Source organism: Actinoplanes sp. NPDC051513, from assembly GCF_044454685.1.
GTDB lineage: Bacteria > Actinomycetota > Actinomycetes > Mycobacteriales > Micromonosporaceae > Actinoplanes.
Window position 1 is genome coordinate 1 of record NZ_JBITDW010000001.1, and the last position, 16,086, is coordinate 16,086.

Genomic DNA, 16,086 nt, shown 5'->3' on the forward strand with positions numbered 1-16,086 from the left:
GTGGACAGGCCGCCGACGTCGAGACGGTGATGACCAGCGCTTATCACCAGCTACGGGTGCACGTCTCCCACCGGGCCGCGGCCGGCCTGGCAGGGGTTTCCCGGGCCACCGCGCACCGCCAGGCCGTCCTGGGCCCGGTCCGGCCCCCGGTGCCGCGCCGGGCGCCAGTCAACCGGCTCAGCGCCGGTGAGCGGGCCCGGATCCTGGCGGTGCTCAACAGCGACCGGTTCGTCGACACGACCCCGATCGAGGTGTTCGCGACCCTGCTCGACGAAGGCGTCTACCTGGCCTCGGTGGCCACCCTCTACCGGGTTCTACGCGCCAATCGGCAGGTCGTGGAGCGCCGCCGCCTGGCCCGGCACCCTGCTCGGGCCCGGCCCGAGTTGATCGCGACCGGCCCGGGGCAGGTGTTTTCCTGGGACATCACGAAACTGCCCGGCCCCACGAGAGGCCTCTACTACGACGCCTACGTGATGATCGACATTTACCGCCGGTACATCGTCGGGCACAAGGTCGCCGCCACCGAGTCCGCAGTGCTGGCCGAGGACTTCATCACCGGCGTGTTCGCCGTGCACGGCATCCCGCAGGTCGTGCACGCCGACCGGGGCACCTCGATGACCTCGAAGAAAGTCGCTGATCTCCTCGCGGACCTGCACGTGCTGCGGTCGCACTCGCGTCCGCACGTCTCCAACGACAATCCGTACTCCGAAGCGGCGTTCAAAACGGTGAAATACCATCCCAGCTTCCCGGGCCGGTTCGGGTCGATCCAAGACGCCCGGGCGTTCGGCGACACGTTCCTCACCTGGTACAACCACGAACACCACCACACCGGGATCGGCCTGCACACCCCGGCCGCGGTCCACTACGGCCACGCCGACGCGATAACCGTTGCCCGCCAACAGGTCCTGGACACCGCCTTCGCCCAGAATCCCGAACGGTTCACCCGCCGACCCCAACCGAAGAGCCTACGACTGGCCGACACCGCCTGGATCAACAAACCCCAACCCGCCACCGACCAGCCCGAGGCCATGACCCTCGCTGCTTAACACCCACTGGTCTCACCGATCTTGACAAATTCCGCGGTGGCACCGTGATCTGATCGCCCGCCGACACGCCCGGATCTGTCGGCCTACCCGGGTCAGGCGGCCACGAACCATCCAGTCGATCCGCCAGTTAGTGTGCGTCTGGCGGGATCACGGTCGTGCTCAGCGGTGTCCGGATGCCTCGCATGAATTCGGTCATGAAAGGTGGATCCAAGCCTGCCGCCACGAGCTACTCGACCGGACACTGCTCTAACCAGGCGCTCCTGCTACGAGCTCTGCGTGAGTACGAACGGCATCACAACGATCATCGTCCTCACCGGGGCATCGCGAACGCCCGACCGCTGCAGCCGCTGCCCGACCCGCTCACCGATCCGGCGACGCTCACCGGTCTCCGCGTTCGCCGAAACGATCGCCTCGGCGGACTCCTCCACGAATACGATCATGCCGCTTGAGCTGCGCGGATGAGGTTTCGGCATCCGCACGGTCACACCAGCCAGCGGAGATCCGTCGCACGCAGTGTGCTCCCGGTTCGCGGGAGGACTTGGACGCCGAGATCGTCGCCCCTCGCCGCCGGGGACCGGCCGTCCTTCGCCGGGAACGATCTGCCGAGATCGGCTCAGTAGGGGGAGCGACGCCGGCTGTCATACAGGGTGATGGCGTGCTGCACCATCCGGGTCGCCAGCCCGAAGGACACAGCGGCCAAACTGGTGGGTGTCTGCACCTTCAGCGGCACGATCCCGTCGACGTCCGGCCCGTCGGGCGTGGACAGCAGCGCAAGGGAGGGCCATTCGTCGCCGTGCGCGAAGGCGCTGCACATCCGCCATAAGAACAGGTTCGTGTTGGCCAGGCGCGGGTTACTGGCTGCCTCCCGAACCATCTGCGACCAAGAGGGTCGCTTTGCGACTGCTACGGCCGGCGAGATCTCGTGCCGCTCCGCCGAGACCTGTACCGCGCCGAGGACATCTTGCAGTGGGTGACCGGGACCTGCTGCGCAGGCTCGACGTTCTGCTGGATTAGGGCGATCGCGCTGTCGCCGCTGCGGGCATTGTCGGCGGCCATCTGGAGTCTGCGCGCGACCCGGTCATAACGCGAAGCTGGCTCCAGGAGCCACGCGACCGACGCAGCGTTCTCCATGGCGGCACGATTCCGCGTAAATAGAGCGAACGTCGGCAGTGCCGAGGCATCAACAAGCAGCAACTTGATCGCATGCAGGTCAATCGCACTGTGCAGCCGGTGCACGGCGGCCTGGCTGAGGCGATAGGGATCAGTCCAGCGGTCGTCGCCGCTCAGCGCTGAGCCAGGCTGTACGTGCCACGCGTCGCGGTCAGACCGGCGCTGCTGCCACGTGACGACGTCGTCGAATAACTCGAGCGGAATGCTCGCGGCCGAGTCGCTGGTTGTCGTCACGCCTACAACACTAGATCGTCGTTCAGATACCTCTCCACTCATATAGACGCCACAGGTGAGCAAACCGGGCCGGTCTTCAGGTGTCTAAACAGTCGCATGGCGATACCCGTCTTCTGCCGCGCCGACCACAAAGGGCTGTGCATTTTCTACCGAATTGAGTGCTTTCGTTCGAGCACCCCAATGCCACCGTGTTCGGATCGGCGGTGCCCACCGGCCGGTTCGGACAACGATGCATGAGGGATCATCTTCCCTCAGGCTAGAATATCGATCTTTCGAGCCAAGGGGAGCGGTGGTTGACTTGACAGTTACGTTGCACGTGGCGTTGCTTTTTGGAAGCAAGGACACGTACGCCAATCGGCCAGCGCAACTTACTGATCAAGCCGGCTCCCTTGATGCCTGGAAATACCGAGTCACTATTGGTGCCATCGCAGAAATTGTTAGAACCTATATCACCTCGACGCCAGCACTTTTCGATGCAATCCTGTCCGGAAATTCAATATAAAGAACGCCGCGTGGGCTGATGCCAGCAACCCTATCAAGGCGAGAGATGCACACATCGGAGCCTCTGCTGCCAGTATTCAGTTGCCGGATATCTGGAGAGACGAAGAGAGGGTGTTTACCTCGATTGAGGTGTGGAGAGATGTTGACGTAAATCTTCACCCCGAACGCTCGGATCAGCGCTACTGCTGGTACGACATGGCGTCCGCTATACGCGCCCTTGCCGACAATCACACAAAGGGCGTCGAAACGGCACAGTTCGCTCTTGGTGCCCTATTGGCTCAGATGGGTAGCGAGCTATTGACTCATCGCTGGACCGGTCAGCTGGCGTGGCTTGAGCGCGATCGCAGCCACCCGTGCGCGATTCCAACTTTCAGCATGGGGACAGTGGGGATTTCCTCCAGATCACCCGATTCGAGCGAACTTATCGAGCGGATACGCCGGCTGTCAATTCCATCGAGCCTCGCGAGTAGCGCTAGGGGAAAGCTAGCCACAATTGCCCGGTGGCACTCCTTGGCCGTAGCCGAGGAAGATTCATTCCGCCGGTTTCTTTGGCACTATGCAGGACTCGAAGTCATATCTAAATCCATCGCTAGCGCGGGGCGTTCGGAGTTACTACTGTCTCTAAGTATCGCAGGCGCCCCAGATGCCGAAGAGTCCGTGGCGCACGAACTAATCTGGCCCTCACGGGAAGACGGACGCGATCCCGATCGCAATACAGTCTTCAGCTTCTGCGCCATGGCGGTGGTATTGGCACCTCTGAGGGCCGCAAAAGATGTTTCAACTTTTAGGGAGCTATCTCGCTATCGGAATCAAATTCATGGCGGAGCGCTAGATCCGAATGATCCTCCTTCACGCGAAGCCACCGAACTATGGAAATACTACGCTCCGCTCGCCAGCAAGTTTCTTGCATCCCGAAACGGCAATTAGATCCACTTGCTTTACCCTGGCCTCGCCTCGCAGTAGGCGATCGAGCCATGCGCGCGACGCACTCTCATGCCGCTGGGCGTGCGTGCCGGTTCCAGTGCAGTCACGCGATGTAATGACCGGCCGAGTTCTCCGACAGCCGCTCGTGCCGATGGCAAGATATCCGGGTCCCGGGCGCTCGCTCGGTTGACGGGTACGCCAGACTCTCACTGTGGAGGAAAGCGGAGTGGCCGGCGGATGACGAGTAACGACACCGTATCGAGCAGTGAGCTCGAGGTCGTTCGTGAACCGCTGAACAGGATTGTGGCCTGGGTCGTCGATTGGGGCTGCATGGTTGTCTGGGTCGCGGTCACCGCGGCCGTCGGTGTTCCGCTCTTCATCGCCGGCGTGACCGGTGCGCTCGACACGGCGATCCTGAACCTCGTCGCGGCCGCGGTCGTGGTCTTCCCACTCACCTTCTGGCTCGCCCGGCTGGAATCCGGCGCCCGCCAGGCAACGCCGGGCAAGCGCCTGCGCAGATTGGTGGTCATCAAGACCGCCGACGGTTCTCGCTCTACCCTCGGCCGGGCGCTGCTCCGTAACACACTCAAGATCGCTGTTCCGTGGCTCATCGGCCACGCGGCCGTGTACGCGATCGTGGAGACGGGCGACTCGGGTGCGGTACCCACCGGGGTCTGGTTGCTCACGGGAGTGTCCTACGTCCTTCCGATCGTGTACCTCGCCTCGCTGTTCATCGGCACGGGACGAACACCCTACGACCGCCTGTCGGGGACTGCGGTCATCCGAAGGTAGTCAGCTCCGCCCGCGCGCCCGGGCGAGGCGATGAGCGCCGGAAGGTGATGCCTGACCCGGCGGCTGAGTGGACAGTTCAAAGCACCAACCCGTGATCAGGCGCACTTTCTATGCCGAAAGTGGTTGCGCACGACGAAAGCAGCAACGCTCTGCCTTTGAGTGCGAAGTGAATCAACTATCGAGAACGTTCCTGAACCGCCATGCTTCTAGAACGGCCAGTCTCGATTGATCCGTCCATGTGCGATTATTGATTTCGATTGTGGTTCCCGCCGTATTTGGGGGAAACGATCTGCTCGCCCGAACAAACGTTTGGACCAGCGACCGCCGAAGTGGAACCCAGTCAAGTGCGGCATGTTCGTAACCGGAATGGGCGACACCTGCCCGAGAATGCAATTCCGCCTTGGGAATCTTCAGCTTCACGACGGCAACTACGTGCGCCCGTAAAATTGGTCGGAAAATTCCGATCCAGGAGATCTGAATCGGGTGGTAGTCGTGAGGCTCGAGACCCAATTCTTCCCTCAATCCCCGCATCGCGAGGCCATAGATGTCTTCTGGCGCCCCCGGGCGATTCTTATCCGGTTGCTTCATGGTCTCGAACACGCCGATCGTCCACCATCCGACTGCGCTATCGGTGGCAGCGGACCGTTCGGCGCATAGCAATTCCTCATTGGCGGACGATACAACGACGAGGTTCATCGCGAGCGATGACGGCACAGCTTTGGTAAGATAGTCACGCACGTTCCGCTCGATCGCCTTGTCGCATTCTTCGAACAGCGCCGGATGTCCCGCGCGGAGGTCCTCAATTGCCAGGACCTCAGGATACGTGCTGGAAGCTTGCCGGATTCGACAGTATTGGGTTTCGTCGGACTCTCGATGATCAATACGAAAACCCGTGAGATAAACGGTGGCGCCGGACGATTTCCTGCTCCGTTCTCGCACTGACGCCGCGAGGGTTTCATGGTCAATGTATGGCTGCGCAGGCCTGTCCTTGCTGGGCACATTGTCGGTGACCAGAAGACTCGGCTCTAGTTTTCGGGCAGGGCTCCAGGTACCAAGCGCGAAAAGGCCGTCCTGCCGCACGTCGTAGTCGATGGCCTCTGCAGACGAAGTCGACAGGCTACTCGCGCTTGAGGGACTGCCCTTTGGCCGCCGGGGATGTACGTCGGCGACGACCTCGGGGGCAGCGGCGTCAACTGTCGACATTGCAGCAGGACCGGCCCCGACTAGCTCGGCGAACGACGGGTCACGGAGTAACTCCGACACTGGGACCGCCTCCAGGCGTGAGGGTTGGAAGCCGGTGGGGTCCTCGGTAATGACAGCGAGAATGTGCCGACCGTCGCCACTGAGTACCGCCGCCCCGGACATACCCGCCCACGGCGAGTCGACGCGTCTCAACTCGTAGGGCAGCGCGGTCGTCACGTTGATCGCGTAGCGGCGAATCCGCCGTCCCGTCGCCGGCATGATGAAACCGGCGATGTGTTCCTCAACCCGGGTGCCGTCGGTGGTCCTCTGAACCTTCGGGTAGCCGATCGCCGTGCATGAGACCGCGTGGACGCCTGCGACTGAGGCCCATAGCGTGGCCTCGGCCTCCCACTGCGGAGCCGGCAGGCGCACCAGCGCCGCGTCAAGCCAAGCGTCACGCCAAACGACGTCGCCTCGAAGATCCTCACCGTCGGCGACGATCAGCACCTCTGTGTCGTCACCGACGACATGCGCCGCGGTTAGAACCAGGTCGGCGTTTACGCCGTAGCCGGAGCCACGCGCGCCGGCGGCGCACAGCACCTCGACCACCCGATACAGAACGTCCGGCTCTTTCGGCAGCAACGGTCAATCGCCCTTCAGCTTGAGCTTGCCCCCGGACCCGTTGAGCTCGGGTTTGAGCACAAGCTTTACGACGTGGGTGGCACTGGTCGCGCGGTCTCGTCCACCACCGACCGTGACCACACTCCACAATCCGGCCTTGGCCTCCGCCTTTTGCGTGTTGGTGACCACTACCTGGAGTTGCACCTCAACGCTCTCGCAGAGAAAGGACAGGTCTTGTCCCTGTGCGCGGTCGACGGCTTCGGCAAGCTGATCTCGCAGACTCTCCAGCGCGTCAGCCAGCAGCAAGTCACCCTGCATCAAGCCACCCTGCGCGAGCTTTTCCATAGGATCCACACGACATTCATACAGTGAGAATGGCTTGCCTGTAGCCACCCGTTCGTACCTAATGGAGACAGCTCATTTCGATCTTGGGTACTGTGGCGGCCCACGCATTTCTGCTCGGTGGGCTCGGTGTAACTTTCTTCTTTGTCTCTTAGATAGCGTGGTTGACCGCCCGCGTGTCGGAGCTTCGTCCGGGTCGGACTCAAGGCGCGGGCCCCGCACGGATGTTCGTGATAACAGGTGCCGCTCGCTGGACATCGCTGAGCCGCCACGAGGTCAGCCACGGGCAGCAAAGTCACTGCGTAGACCTGGACCGGATGGGGCGATGATTCGGCGTGCACTTCTGGCATCTGTGCGTCAAGCGTGGCGTCGAGTTGCTTCTTGATTGGGGGTGGTGGAAAAGCCTATCCAGCCAGGACAAACTAGCGCTATGAGGCTGGTTGGTTGACCTTACTCTCATGCCGCAGTCCGATCGTTACGGTGTGTAGTTCCTGATCATGGGTGCAGGCTCCGCATCGCGGTCGAGGACATAGTTGCCAGGTCCGGACTGGCCGGTATGAGCAGTGTGGTGATCCCGAGCGTTTCGTTCATGGCGGCGAGTTGGTACTCGTACAGCGCATCGGTCGAGTTCCTGATGCCGCGGATGATCACTGTGCTGCGGTCGTGGTGGCAATAGTCGGCCGTCAGGCCGGTCCAGGCTGCGACCGTGACGTTCGTCCAGGTCGGGGGTAGAGCTGTCCGGACGGCGTTTGCCCGTGCCGTGTCGGGTCGGGTCGGTTGTTTGTCGTCGTTGACTGCGACGAGCACGGTGAGGTGTTCGAACAGCCGTCGCGCTCGGTCGGCGATGTCGAGGTGTCCGGGGGTGACGGGGTCGAACGTTCCGGGGTAGACCGCTCGGGTGGCCCGGGGATCGCCGTCGGATGCGTCGCGCACCGGATCAGGGTATTCGACAGGGGTAGGTCGGTCGTGTGATGCCTTCGATCCGGCAGGTGGCGGTGATCTGGAGAGTCTTGCTCTCGTTCGGGCAATCCTATGGGCCGGACTGCAGCTGAGGCCGCCGCTTTCGGTGCATTGTCATGCCGCGAATCGCGCGCTACCTGGAGCCACGGGGAGCCAGTCTCCACTCGTCCGCCTACCGACAAGCTGGTGTTTGGGAGCGTGCATCAGGGCCGGGCAGGCGTTACAACCGCAATACCGCCGGCTGCGCGTCGGGCCGGCCGTAGGTCAGGATGCGCCCCAGATACTCCCGGAGAATCTCAACGGACTGTGGATCCACCGCTAACTGAACCCGAATCTCGGCATCATCCAGGTCGAGTTCGGCGAGCGCGTTCGAGGCGATGATTACCTGCATACGATCGCCATCGATAGTGAGTTCACGTACGCACCCGTAAGCGGTGGCCTGGTTTTCGGCGTCGCGGAGCTGGCCGAGTAGGTGTTTGAACGTGTCAGCGATTACATCAAGCAGCGTCGGGCGGTCGCCTCCCCACGGCGGCACCGCGGCCAGAGGGCGAAGCTCAAACTCGAACCGGAACATCGTCTACCTCAAGCAGTGCCACCGCGGCAATCCTGATGATCACCAAGACCATCTTGGCATTCTGATCTGCCGCCGACCGGGCGCGGACTCCTGACGGCCGTCACGCTCGGTGATCGGGCTCGCGTTCGCAGGGCTTCCTGCAATGCCGAGAACAGTGTCGTCAACAGCATTCAAAGCCACGCGATCTTGCTCGTGGTTGGTGGGACCAGACAAGCGGCGTCCCTCGAGCCAGGGACCAAGAAAGCGGCGCCGGGGTGCAGTACATATCTGGCGGGTTCTTGTTCGTGCTGACTGGCGAGTTGGACAACGGCCGCGTGCCGTTCTTCGCTGCCTCTAGCGCGGGATTGGTCGCCCGCCGTCTGCGCCGCTGAGGGTTCGGTCACCTCGGTGCTCCAGGGCGGGCGAGCCCGCTCGGACCTGCGGAGCTGCCTTGTCGGATTGAGGTTGACCTATGATGGCGAGTTTTTAGTACCGTGTCGGTTGATGACGGACTCAGAGGGTGGTGGCCACGGACGGTGAGCGGATTCGAGGTCCAGGTCGGTCAGCTGCGGAACGCGGCCAAGGCGGCGGGATCTGCCGCCGATCAGGCCAGGGTGGTGAATCCGGGTACCGGCCTGGAGGCGATTGCTGCGGCGTTGCCTGGTGGGGTTGCGGCGTCGAAGGCGGCTGCTCTGGTGTCGGCGTTCAATGACCGCGGCAAGGAGTGGGCGGATGAGATCGACCGGTGGAGCACCTCGATCACGTCGGTGGCGAAGACCTACGCCGAAAGCGATGACGCTGCGAAGAGAGCTTTCGGTAAATGACGATCACCTACGACGACGTCCGAAAGTGGGACGACAAGCCGGTCGATACGGCGGCCGGTGATCTACATGGGCGGCAGCACACCTTGATCGGGTTGCAGGATGAGCTCGACGACGCCCGGAGGTTGCCTGATTGGCACGCGACCGCGGGCGAGCAGGCCCGTACGTCGCTGGGTACTACCCGCAACAACGCCGAGGTCTTGATCGCGGAGCTGGCCGCGGTCGAACGAGCGCTGCAGAACGCGGCGGACGACGTGGTGACGTTGAAGACGCGGGTCGCCAACAACGACTCCCTGGCCAGCACGTACCAGTTCCACATCGGCGGTGACGGCGCGATCGTGGACAACAAGCCCGCCGATTCGCCACCGCGGTCGCGGTTCGAGGCGGAGGACCGCGCCGAGGCGGCCCGGTATCGCGACGGCATCCGGCAGCAGCTGGTGCAGGAGACCAGGGCGATCCTCACGGCGGCGAACAACATCGACACCACCCTGGCCCGGGTGATGCAACTCGCCCTGGATCGCCAGATCGGCGACAACGGCGCGACCACCCTGGCCGGCGCCGGCCAGGAAGGGGACATCGAGGCCCAGGTCGTCGACATGGAACAGTCGCTGCGCGACGCCGGGCTGCTGACCGGGCCGCCCGTGGCCGGCCATTACCGGGACTGGCTGGAGAACGCGGTGCGCCGCGGCGTGGCGGTCGACACGATCAAGAAGATCATTACCGATCATCACATCACGCCGGAGGACTTCACGATCCTCGACGGCATGGAGGAGATCCGCGAGGACGAGGACGGCGACGGGACCTTCAAGTCGTACTTCCTGATGCCGACCGACATCAGCGGCGACGACGCCGCCAAAGCGGTGCAGATGACCTACCTCCTGAATGCCGGCACCGACTACGGCGGAGGCGACTTCGCGCCGACCCCGTACAGCTCCGAGGAACTACAGCGCATCATCGACCGGCAGAAGGACAATTCGTTCAGCTACGACGACGATGTGGGTTTCGTGCACGGCAACGGTGGCCGGTTGGTGACCACCCCGAACGGCATGATGATGGGCCTGGGCGGCAACCTCATCCAGGACCAGTTCAGTCAGCGCGGCGGCACGACCTGGGGCGACACGTTCATGGTGAACATCGATGACCCGGACGATCCGGCGCAGCAGCTGCGCGACATGGTGACCTCGGGCAGGGCGTGGTACGAAGGCGACGGCCAGCCGGCGCACCCCGGCAATCTCGATCTGGACCGGTTGTTGCACCACGAAGAGCGGCACTCCCAGCAATGGGCGAACGAGGGCTACACGAAATACGTCACCTCCTACATTTGGGAACAGCTCACCGGCGGCAACCAGACCGAGGAAGACGCGGGGCTCTCCGATGGCGGGTACTAGAAGGCGGCGGCGGCTCGCCTGCGCCGCCCTGCTGGTGGCGGTGTTGACCGCGGGCTGCGACACCAAGTCGCAGTTCGAGCCGTCGCTGCCGCCGGAAGCCGGGTTCCGTGTCGACGGCGGCGTCCTGAAACTGTGGACGGGCACCCCGTGCGCCGGCGTCATCGGCCTGACGCTGGTCTTCGACAGCGGCACCAAGCAGAGCACGCAACAGGTGTGGACGGCGCCGAAGCCGGGTGTGCTTCTGGAGCGCATGGACCTGCTGGCCAGCGCCGGAGGTTCCGCCCCGGACACCGCAGGACCTCTGCAGGTGCAGACACCGCTGCCCGCCGGCTACGACTGGACCACGGCAGGCTCGCTCGTCGTCTACATCAACGGCCCAACGTCGTACGGTGCCACGGCCGACGTGGCCCAGGTACTCCGCGAGTCGGCCCAGCACCCGTCCGACGACTACCTGTTCGGCAAGAGCGGCTGGCTGGACGCCTCCGGCGTTCAACGCGAGAACAAGAAATCGTTCCTGACCATCTGCACCCCCGATCCGAACCGATGACAGCACCCACCCTGCGGAGCAACACATGGACACCCCCGATGGCACAACCCGCACCGGCGCCCTTCAGGTAGCGCTTCGGCGCCTCGCGCTCGGCCTGTTCGCCTGCACCATCGCGGTGATCGCGGTCCTCATCGGCGAGGCGGTGTTCAGCGCCGCCGGATGGATCTCCGATCCGCACGGCTACGGATTGATCTTCGGAATCCTGTGCGCAGCAGTCCTGACACCGGTCGCGCTCGCACTGTGGCTGCTCTACCAATGGATACGACGACGCAGCAGCTGACGGCCGATCGCCCTCTCCCGACGCGTTGATCTAACTTAACGTGCGGCTGAGCAACAGCCTTGGCACTCGATTCGCACGCGATCGCCACAACCTACGCCCAGCCGCTGAGCGACCGTGATTGCGAGTCGCGGACCGCCTATGCGCATCCATGTCGATGATGAATTGTCCCATGCCTGCCCCTTCCCTCGATCGAACCGGCGTGAATCCGGCGAGCAGGACAGCGCTAGTTCGAGCTGGGCACGCACGCCGCGCAGGGCGGACGCCTAGAAGCGGCTGCTGCGCAACAAGCTTGGCCGCGCCTCGACCGGACATCTGCGATGCAGGCTGCTGAGGGCACCGTCACGCGGTATGAGGCCGACGGAGATGGCCTCGGCACGCGCTTGCGGTGACCCGCGCATACCAGGGCCTCATTACGGTCGGCTCGGTCGGCTCGGTCGGTTCCATGGGCGACTCCTACGAAAACTCCATGGCCGAGGCGTTCAACTCGCTCTACAAAGCACGTAGCAGATATAGCGATGTCGGCATGTCTACAGGATGCCTCCCGAGCATCCGCCGATTACGGCGAGTCAGCGCGTGTGTGGACGGCATTGTCCGGATTTGCCGAGATGAGTGTGCGCCGCAGCTTATGTGTCAGCAGGATCTCGAGGGTTGGCGAACATGTGAGCTTCGTTGTCGCCCACCGCCACCGTCAAATCACTTCAGACACGCGAAACTAGACGAACCACAGGGTCCAAGATCGGCTCACGGAGTTTCCGCCTATAACCAACTGATCCGATTCTGCGTAAACCACCGCATCGGTACCCGCAGAACATCCAGCCCACGAAAGCACCGACGCCGCCGGACGGATGGCACTGAAACGGGTGTCGTAGTAGGTGTCCGCTCCGCGTGTCGTCCACATTCCGTTAGGCTCTGGCAATTCCGACTGGGCAAGTATAGAAACCGCAGTGTCCGGAACACCGTCGATGCAGAAGTGGTACGGGCTTCCCATTGTTGCCGTGAGTCCGCTTGTTGTTGCCGTCGTGTCGACAGTTCCCTGGCATACGACACCGGGCATGCAGTTGAAATATCCCAGGCGAATAGCTGCGACTGTGCGGCCCGACGCTCCTGCTGGCCCTTGCGGGCCTGTTGGCCCCTGAGCCCCCGTTGCACCTACGGGACCAGCAGGACCGGCAGGACCAGTTGGTCCCGGCGCGCCTTGTGGCCCTGCCGCTCCAGCAGCGCCTGACAACCCGGCTGGGCCAGGGCTTCCAGTCTCGCCTTTGGCACCAGCATCGCCTTTCGCACCCGGATCACCCTTTTCGCCCTTGAGGCCCTGTTTGCCGGCGGGACCCGCGACACCCCGAGGGCCGGCAAGGCCACGAACGTTCCAGGCAAGCGAGGTCTCGGTCTTTGTGCACGTCTTGCCGGCGGGAGGCACCCGCAGTGCACCCGTGGTCTTGTGCTGACATGCCGCGATGGTCTTGGCGGCATTGGTGGCCGCCGAGCCGGCCGACGAGAAGAGGAGCGTCAACCCAACGGCCACGCCTCCAACAGCAAAGGCTCGGCGGCAGGTGGTGTGGCGCATCAGCCGTTTCATGCCTGCTAACTTCGGTACCGCGACGGGCGGGTTGAGCGACGATCTTAAGAGATTCGGAAGCGGCAGCCGCCGTTGGGTGTCGCAGCCCGCGTGCAGACCGCCCTCCTGCATACATCGACAGGCTGGCAGGTGATTGGCCGAGAAGGCGGCGCCGACGAGAAGGAGGTCGCCCACTACTTTGACGACGAGGAGCAGGCCCGTCACATGCTGAAGCGGATGCTCGATACAGTTCGCCCGGAACTGGCCAACTGGGCCCAGATGACGGCCTCCCGCGATAGCGGGAAGTTCGCCCCACGAGGACGACCAAACCGGCCCCGGCATGACTCGTGACGATGAAGTAGCCGATCGTGAGCGGTCGGAGATCGGCTACATCCGGCGCGTACCTCTGCTAACCCGGATCGTCGACGTTGGTCAGGATGTTGAGGAGCATTCCGGGGATCCGGAGGACGGCATCGTCCAGCAGGTGCTCAACAGCTGTCGCGTAAGGGGACGAGTTGACGTCAATCATCTTCGCCCAGCCGGCGGGCTCGTAACGGGCCAGCGATGACAACCCCAGCAAAACCGCCCACCACGCCAGAACTGGGTGCATGGGGCCGGACATGCTGCCAACGGCCGGCGCGATGAAGCGTTCATCCCCCACCTGAACGCCGTATCGTGCCCCGAGCCGCGAGCCAGGCTTGATTACGTCGGGGCGCTGTCCGTCTGTCAGGTCAAAATGAATGGCGAGCGACACGGTGGACTTGCCCACCTGCCAGGGCACATTGAGACTTGCCGTCCATGGCAAGCCCTTCAATGCGGGATACTGGGCGAACTGTCGCGCCAGAGCTTCCTTGTCCTGCCCGTATCGCGACACAACGTCTTGGCGAATCCAGTGCAGCTCAGCCCCATAGAGGGTGTGGTGCTGCGACCATACCCCAGGCCAGAACATGATCGCCGAAGGTTCCCCGTTCCCCTCAAGTGGCGCCTCGATTGACTCCGGTATCAGGGGCCACAAGTCGCCGAGCCTTATACGCTCCTCTTGAACGAGCGGCGAAAAGTCCAGCACCCGCGCCATGTATTGGAAAAGCCCGTTTCCGTTCGCGAAGACCTCGACGTCCGGCAGCTCGGTGGGCTCGGTCAACGCGCTGAGACCATGGCCGTGCACCCGCCAGTCCTGTCCGACGCGAGGTGACGCGGCGACCGCGGCACGCGTACCTTGTGACATCGCGTAGAAGAGCTGCAACGGCCGAGTGGCGTAGTCGGCGTCCTGAGCGGCCCTGACGAACTGCTCGCATTGCTCGAGAGATGCCTGGAACGGCGCAGGCCCGAGCAAGCTTCAAGGCAAGTATCCGCTTCGCAATAGCAGGATCCTCGCTGCTCCTCGTCGGGGTAGGCCTGGCAATCTATTTCGCCCAGACGAGCGGGCAACAATACGCCTCGATAGTGGCGGGTACTGCAGGTGTCGTCATAAATCTGACATCTTCGGTTTTCTATGTAAACTCGAATCGCGCGCAAAGCAGTATGGTCAAGCAGGCTGCCAATCTGCGCGAGGAGAGCCGAGATGATCGCCGCCTTAGCGCGGCGCGCGAACTCGCTGCCACCATTGAAAGTAGAGAGCTGCGAGATACTGTTCGCGCGAAAGTTGCACTCTTGCTGCAGGGCGATAGTTCTGCAATCGGATACGGCGCGAAGGAGTTACTACAAAGAGAGCAGATGCTACTCGAGCGGACAATGAGGAGCAGGCCTCTAAGGCTCGACTGCTTAATGCCCTTTTGGAGAACGGCTATATTCAATCTTCCGACCTGAGCGCTTCCACCGCCGACCTTTTCAGAAACTCAGCAGACAAACCGCCAAACGATTAATCGTGGCCCCTGCCATACCGCGAGTTCCACGCTCAAATGCATGCGTTCTTAAATGCAACGCAGGAGTCAAGGATACGCCCTCACCTAATAGGTTCTGTCAGCCTGTTGGTGCAGGATGGCTCCGGTAGCGGCTGATGGGTCAGCACGGACGGGATGTGCTTGCGGTTCTTGATGACCTTGCGCAGCTGGTAGTTCAGGGACTCGATCGCGTTAGTGGTGTAGATGATCTTCCGGAGCTCAGGCGGGAACGCGAGGAACGAGATGATCATCTCGTCGAGGCCGCCGGCGCCGCGGACGCCATTCGGGACCAGCCGCGGCTCGAACGAGCCGGCCCGGTCCCGCGGCACCGCCAAGACGACGTCGCCGACCTCGGTCGCCACCGTTTTGCCGCTGTGGCCGTTGCGCAAGTTCGGGCTACCCCGGGTCAGCTCGGCAGCATAAGTGCCGGAGCCCGGCGCGCCCCGGGCGACGCGCGGTCGGGCGCGTCGATGGCATCATGTGCTGCGTGCGAGATTCCACAATGCAGCGCCTGGCTGACATTGAGCGGGCACTGCTTTGCGACACTCCGCTCGCCGACTGCCTGCGCATGTGTCTCGCCCTCGGCGCGGACGTTCGCTCGGCGCGGCTGCGCTCATGGGCTCAACGCGAGCTGATGGTTACCCGCCAGATACTGAACTGCCCGCCTACCGTGTGATCGGTGCGGCGCTGCTCGGCGAGGTCCACCGCGGTCCGTCGCATGGCCAGGCCCAGCGAATCGACTTACGCCTTGTCCCCGAGGATGTGCTGGAACTGATCATCGAAATGGACGGCCGCCACGAAGTCCGCGACAGCGTCGCCGAGATCACGACGATCGTGGCCAGGGCGCACCAGCACAGCAGAGGCCTTGTCGTCTACGACGTACCGGACGAGGCTCGATTGCGCGCCGCAATAGCCGAGAACGCTGGCCGTCTGGTGTACAGCCGCATCTTCTGGAGCATCGCCGCTGCCGCGTTCGAGGGCTTGCTCGACCGAATCCGTACCACGGCTGTGTCGATCGTGACGGAGGTCCGCATGGAGGCCGGCGAGGCGCGGAGCGCCACGGATGGCGAGACACTGTCGGCGGTAGCCGATCAGGCTGTCGCACTGCACGTCAGCGGTTCCAACAATGAGATCCACGTCAACCAAGCCGGGCTGGGCGACGCCGGTGCGGGCGGCGGCGACGAGGTGGCCAGATCGAGCCTGCGGTGGACCCGCAGGCAGACATGGTGGACCATCGCGGGGTTCTTTGTCGCAATCGTCGGCATTGTGATGGCTCACCTGCTCGCCTGA

17 protein-coding genes and 1 pseudogene are annotated in these 16,086 nt (G+C 63.4%); 9 read left to right on the forward strand and 9 right to left on the reverse strand.

From position 1 onward, the window contains the following. A partial coding sequence (locus ACIA5D_RS00005; RefSeq protein WP_396027587.1) for a transposase occupies positions 1 to 1,046 on the forward strand: 1,046 nt, incomplete at its 5' end. Between the two features lie 263 nt (positions 1,047 to 1,309). Here the strand turns inward: ACIA5D_RS00005 and ACIA5D_RS00010 are convergent. The 3 genes from ACIA5D_RS00010 to ACIA5D_RS00020 form a co-directional block, all read right to left on the reverse strand. Continuing rightward, a complete protein-coding gene (locus tag ACIA5D_RS00010) occupies positions 1,310 to 1,531 on the reverse strand; it encodes a hypothetical protein (protein WP_396027588.1) in 222 nt (73 codons plus the stop codon). Positions 1,532 to 1,659: 128 nt separating this feature from the next. Next, a complete protein-coding gene (locus ACIA5D_RS00015; protein WP_396027589.1) occupies positions 1,660 to 1,860 on the reverse strand; it encodes a hypothetical protein in 201 nt (66 codons plus the stop codon). An 89-nt stretch (positions 1,861 to 1,949) separates the two neighbouring features. Further along, positions 1,950 to 2,450, reverse strand: a complete 501-nt coding sequence (locus tag ACIA5D_RS00020) for a hypothetical protein (protein ID WP_396027590.1) — start codon at positions 2,448 to 2,450, stop codon at positions 1,950 to 1,952. A 1,662-nt stretch (positions 2,451 to 4,112) separates the two neighbouring features. On the opposite strand from ACIA5D_RS00020, the gene ACIA5D_RS00025 reads away from it, so the two are divergent. Continuing rightward, on the forward strand, positions 4,113 to 4,667 hold the full coding sequence (locus ACIA5D_RS00025; RefSeq protein ID WP_396027591.1) for an RDD family protein: 555 nt from the start codon (positions 4,113 to 4,115) through the stop codon (positions 4,665 to 4,667). Positions 4,668 to 4,838: 171 nt separating this feature from the next. On the opposite strand, the gene ACIA5D_RS00030 is transcribed toward ACIA5D_RS00025, so the two are convergent. The 4 genes from ACIA5D_RS00030 to ACIA5D_RS00045 form a co-directional block, all read right to left on the reverse strand. After that, complete coding sequence (locus ACIA5D_RS00030; protein WP_396027592.1) at positions 4,839 to 6,491, reverse strand: serine protease; 1,653 nt, start codon at positions 6,489 to 6,491, stop codon at positions 4,839 to 4,841. A 3-nt stretch (positions 6,492 to 6,494) separates the two neighbouring features. Then, positions 6,495 to 6,815, reverse strand: coding sequence for a trypco2 family protein (locus tag ACIA5D_RS00035; RefSeq protein WP_396027593.1), 321 nt, complete (start codon positions 6,813 to 6,815; stop codon positions 6,495 to 6,497). Positions 6,816 to 7,307: 492 nt separating this feature from the next. Continuing rightward, entirely contained in the window at positions 7,308 to 7,745 is a 438-nt protein-coding gene (gene coaD / locus ACIA5D_RS00040; protein WP_396027594.1) for a pantetheine-phosphate adenylyltransferase, read from the reverse strand. Between the two features lie 247 nt (positions 7,746 to 7,992). Further along, positions 7,993 to 8,346, reverse strand: coding sequence for a hypothetical protein (locus ACIA5D_RS00045; protein ID WP_396027595.1), 354 nt, complete (start codon positions 8,344 to 8,346; stop codon positions 7,993 to 7,995). A gap of 515 nt (positions 8,347 to 8,861) precedes the next feature. On the opposite strand from ACIA5D_RS00045, the gene ACIA5D_RS00050 reads away from it, so the two are divergent. The 5 genes from ACIA5D_RS00050 (at position 8,862) to ACIA5D_RS00070 (ending at position 13,267) form a co-directional block, all read left to right on the forward strand. Continuing rightward, entirely contained in the window at positions 8,862 to 9,149 is a 288-nt protein-coding gene (locus tag ACIA5D_RS00050; protein WP_396027596.1) for a hypothetical protein, read from the forward strand. Next, a complete protein-coding gene (locus tag ACIA5D_RS00055) occupies positions 9,146 to 10,534 on the forward strand; it encodes a hypothetical protein (RefSeq protein WP_396027597.1) in 1,389 nt (462 codons plus the stop codon). Before ACIA5D_RS00050 ends, ACIA5D_RS00055 begins: the two co-directional genes overlap by 4 nt. Continuing rightward, positions 10,521 to 11,081, forward strand: a complete 561-nt coding sequence (locus ACIA5D_RS00060) for a hypothetical protein (RefSeq protein ID WP_396027598.1) — start codon at positions 10,521 to 10,523, stop codon at positions 11,079 to 11,081. The genes ACIA5D_RS00055 and ACIA5D_RS00060 overlap by 14 nt, the downstream gene beginning before the upstream one ends. Before the next feature lie 25 nt (positions 11,082 to 11,106). Then, positions 11,107 to 11,361: a hypothetical protein gene (locus ACIA5D_RS00065; protein ID WP_396027599.1), complete on the forward strand. Its 255-nt coding sequence runs from the start codon at positions 11,107 to 11,109 to the stop codon at positions 11,359 to 11,361. A gap of 1,666 nt (positions 11,362 to 13,027) precedes the next feature. Continuing rightward, positions 13,028 to 13,267, forward strand: a complete 240-nt coding sequence (locus ACIA5D_RS00070) for a hypothetical protein (RefSeq protein ID WP_396027600.1) — start codon at positions 13,028 to 13,030, stop codon at positions 13,265 to 13,267. Between the two features lie 58 nt (positions 13,268 to 13,325). Here ACIA5D_RS00070 and ACIA5D_RS00075 read toward each other — a convergent pair whose 3' ends face one another. Then, positions 13,326 to 14,249 carry a YaaC family protein gene (locus tag ACIA5D_RS00075; protein ID WP_396027601.1) on the reverse strand — a complete coding sequence of 308 codons (924 nt, stop codon included), beginning with the start codon at positions 14,247 to 14,249 and terminating at the stop codon, positions 13,326 to 13,328. On the opposite strand from ACIA5D_RS00075, the gene ACIA5D_RS00080 reads away from it, so the two are divergent. Continuing rightward, positions 14,222 to 14,722 (forward strand): hypothetical protein, encoded by a 501-nt coding sequence (locus ACIA5D_RS00080; RefSeq protein ID WP_396027602.1) that lies wholly within the window; start codon positions 14,222 to 14,224, stop codon positions 14,720 to 14,722. The two genes, ACIA5D_RS00075 and ACIA5D_RS00080, sit on opposite strands and share 28 nt — an antisense overlap. Positions 14,723 to 14,924: 202 nt before the next feature. Here the strand turns inward: ACIA5D_RS00080 and ACIA5D_RS00085 are convergent. After that, a pseudogene (locus ACIA5D_RS00085) lies at positions 14,925 to 15,185 on the reverse strand (transposase); the annotation flags it as partial. A 226-nt stretch (positions 15,186 to 15,411) separates the two neighbouring features. Between ACIA5D_RS00085 and ACIA5D_RS00090 the strand changes: the two are divergent. Next, positions 15,412 to 16,086, forward strand: coding sequence for a hypothetical protein (locus tag ACIA5D_RS00090; protein WP_396027603.1), 675 nt, complete (start codon positions 15,412 to 15,414; stop codon positions 16,084 to 16,086).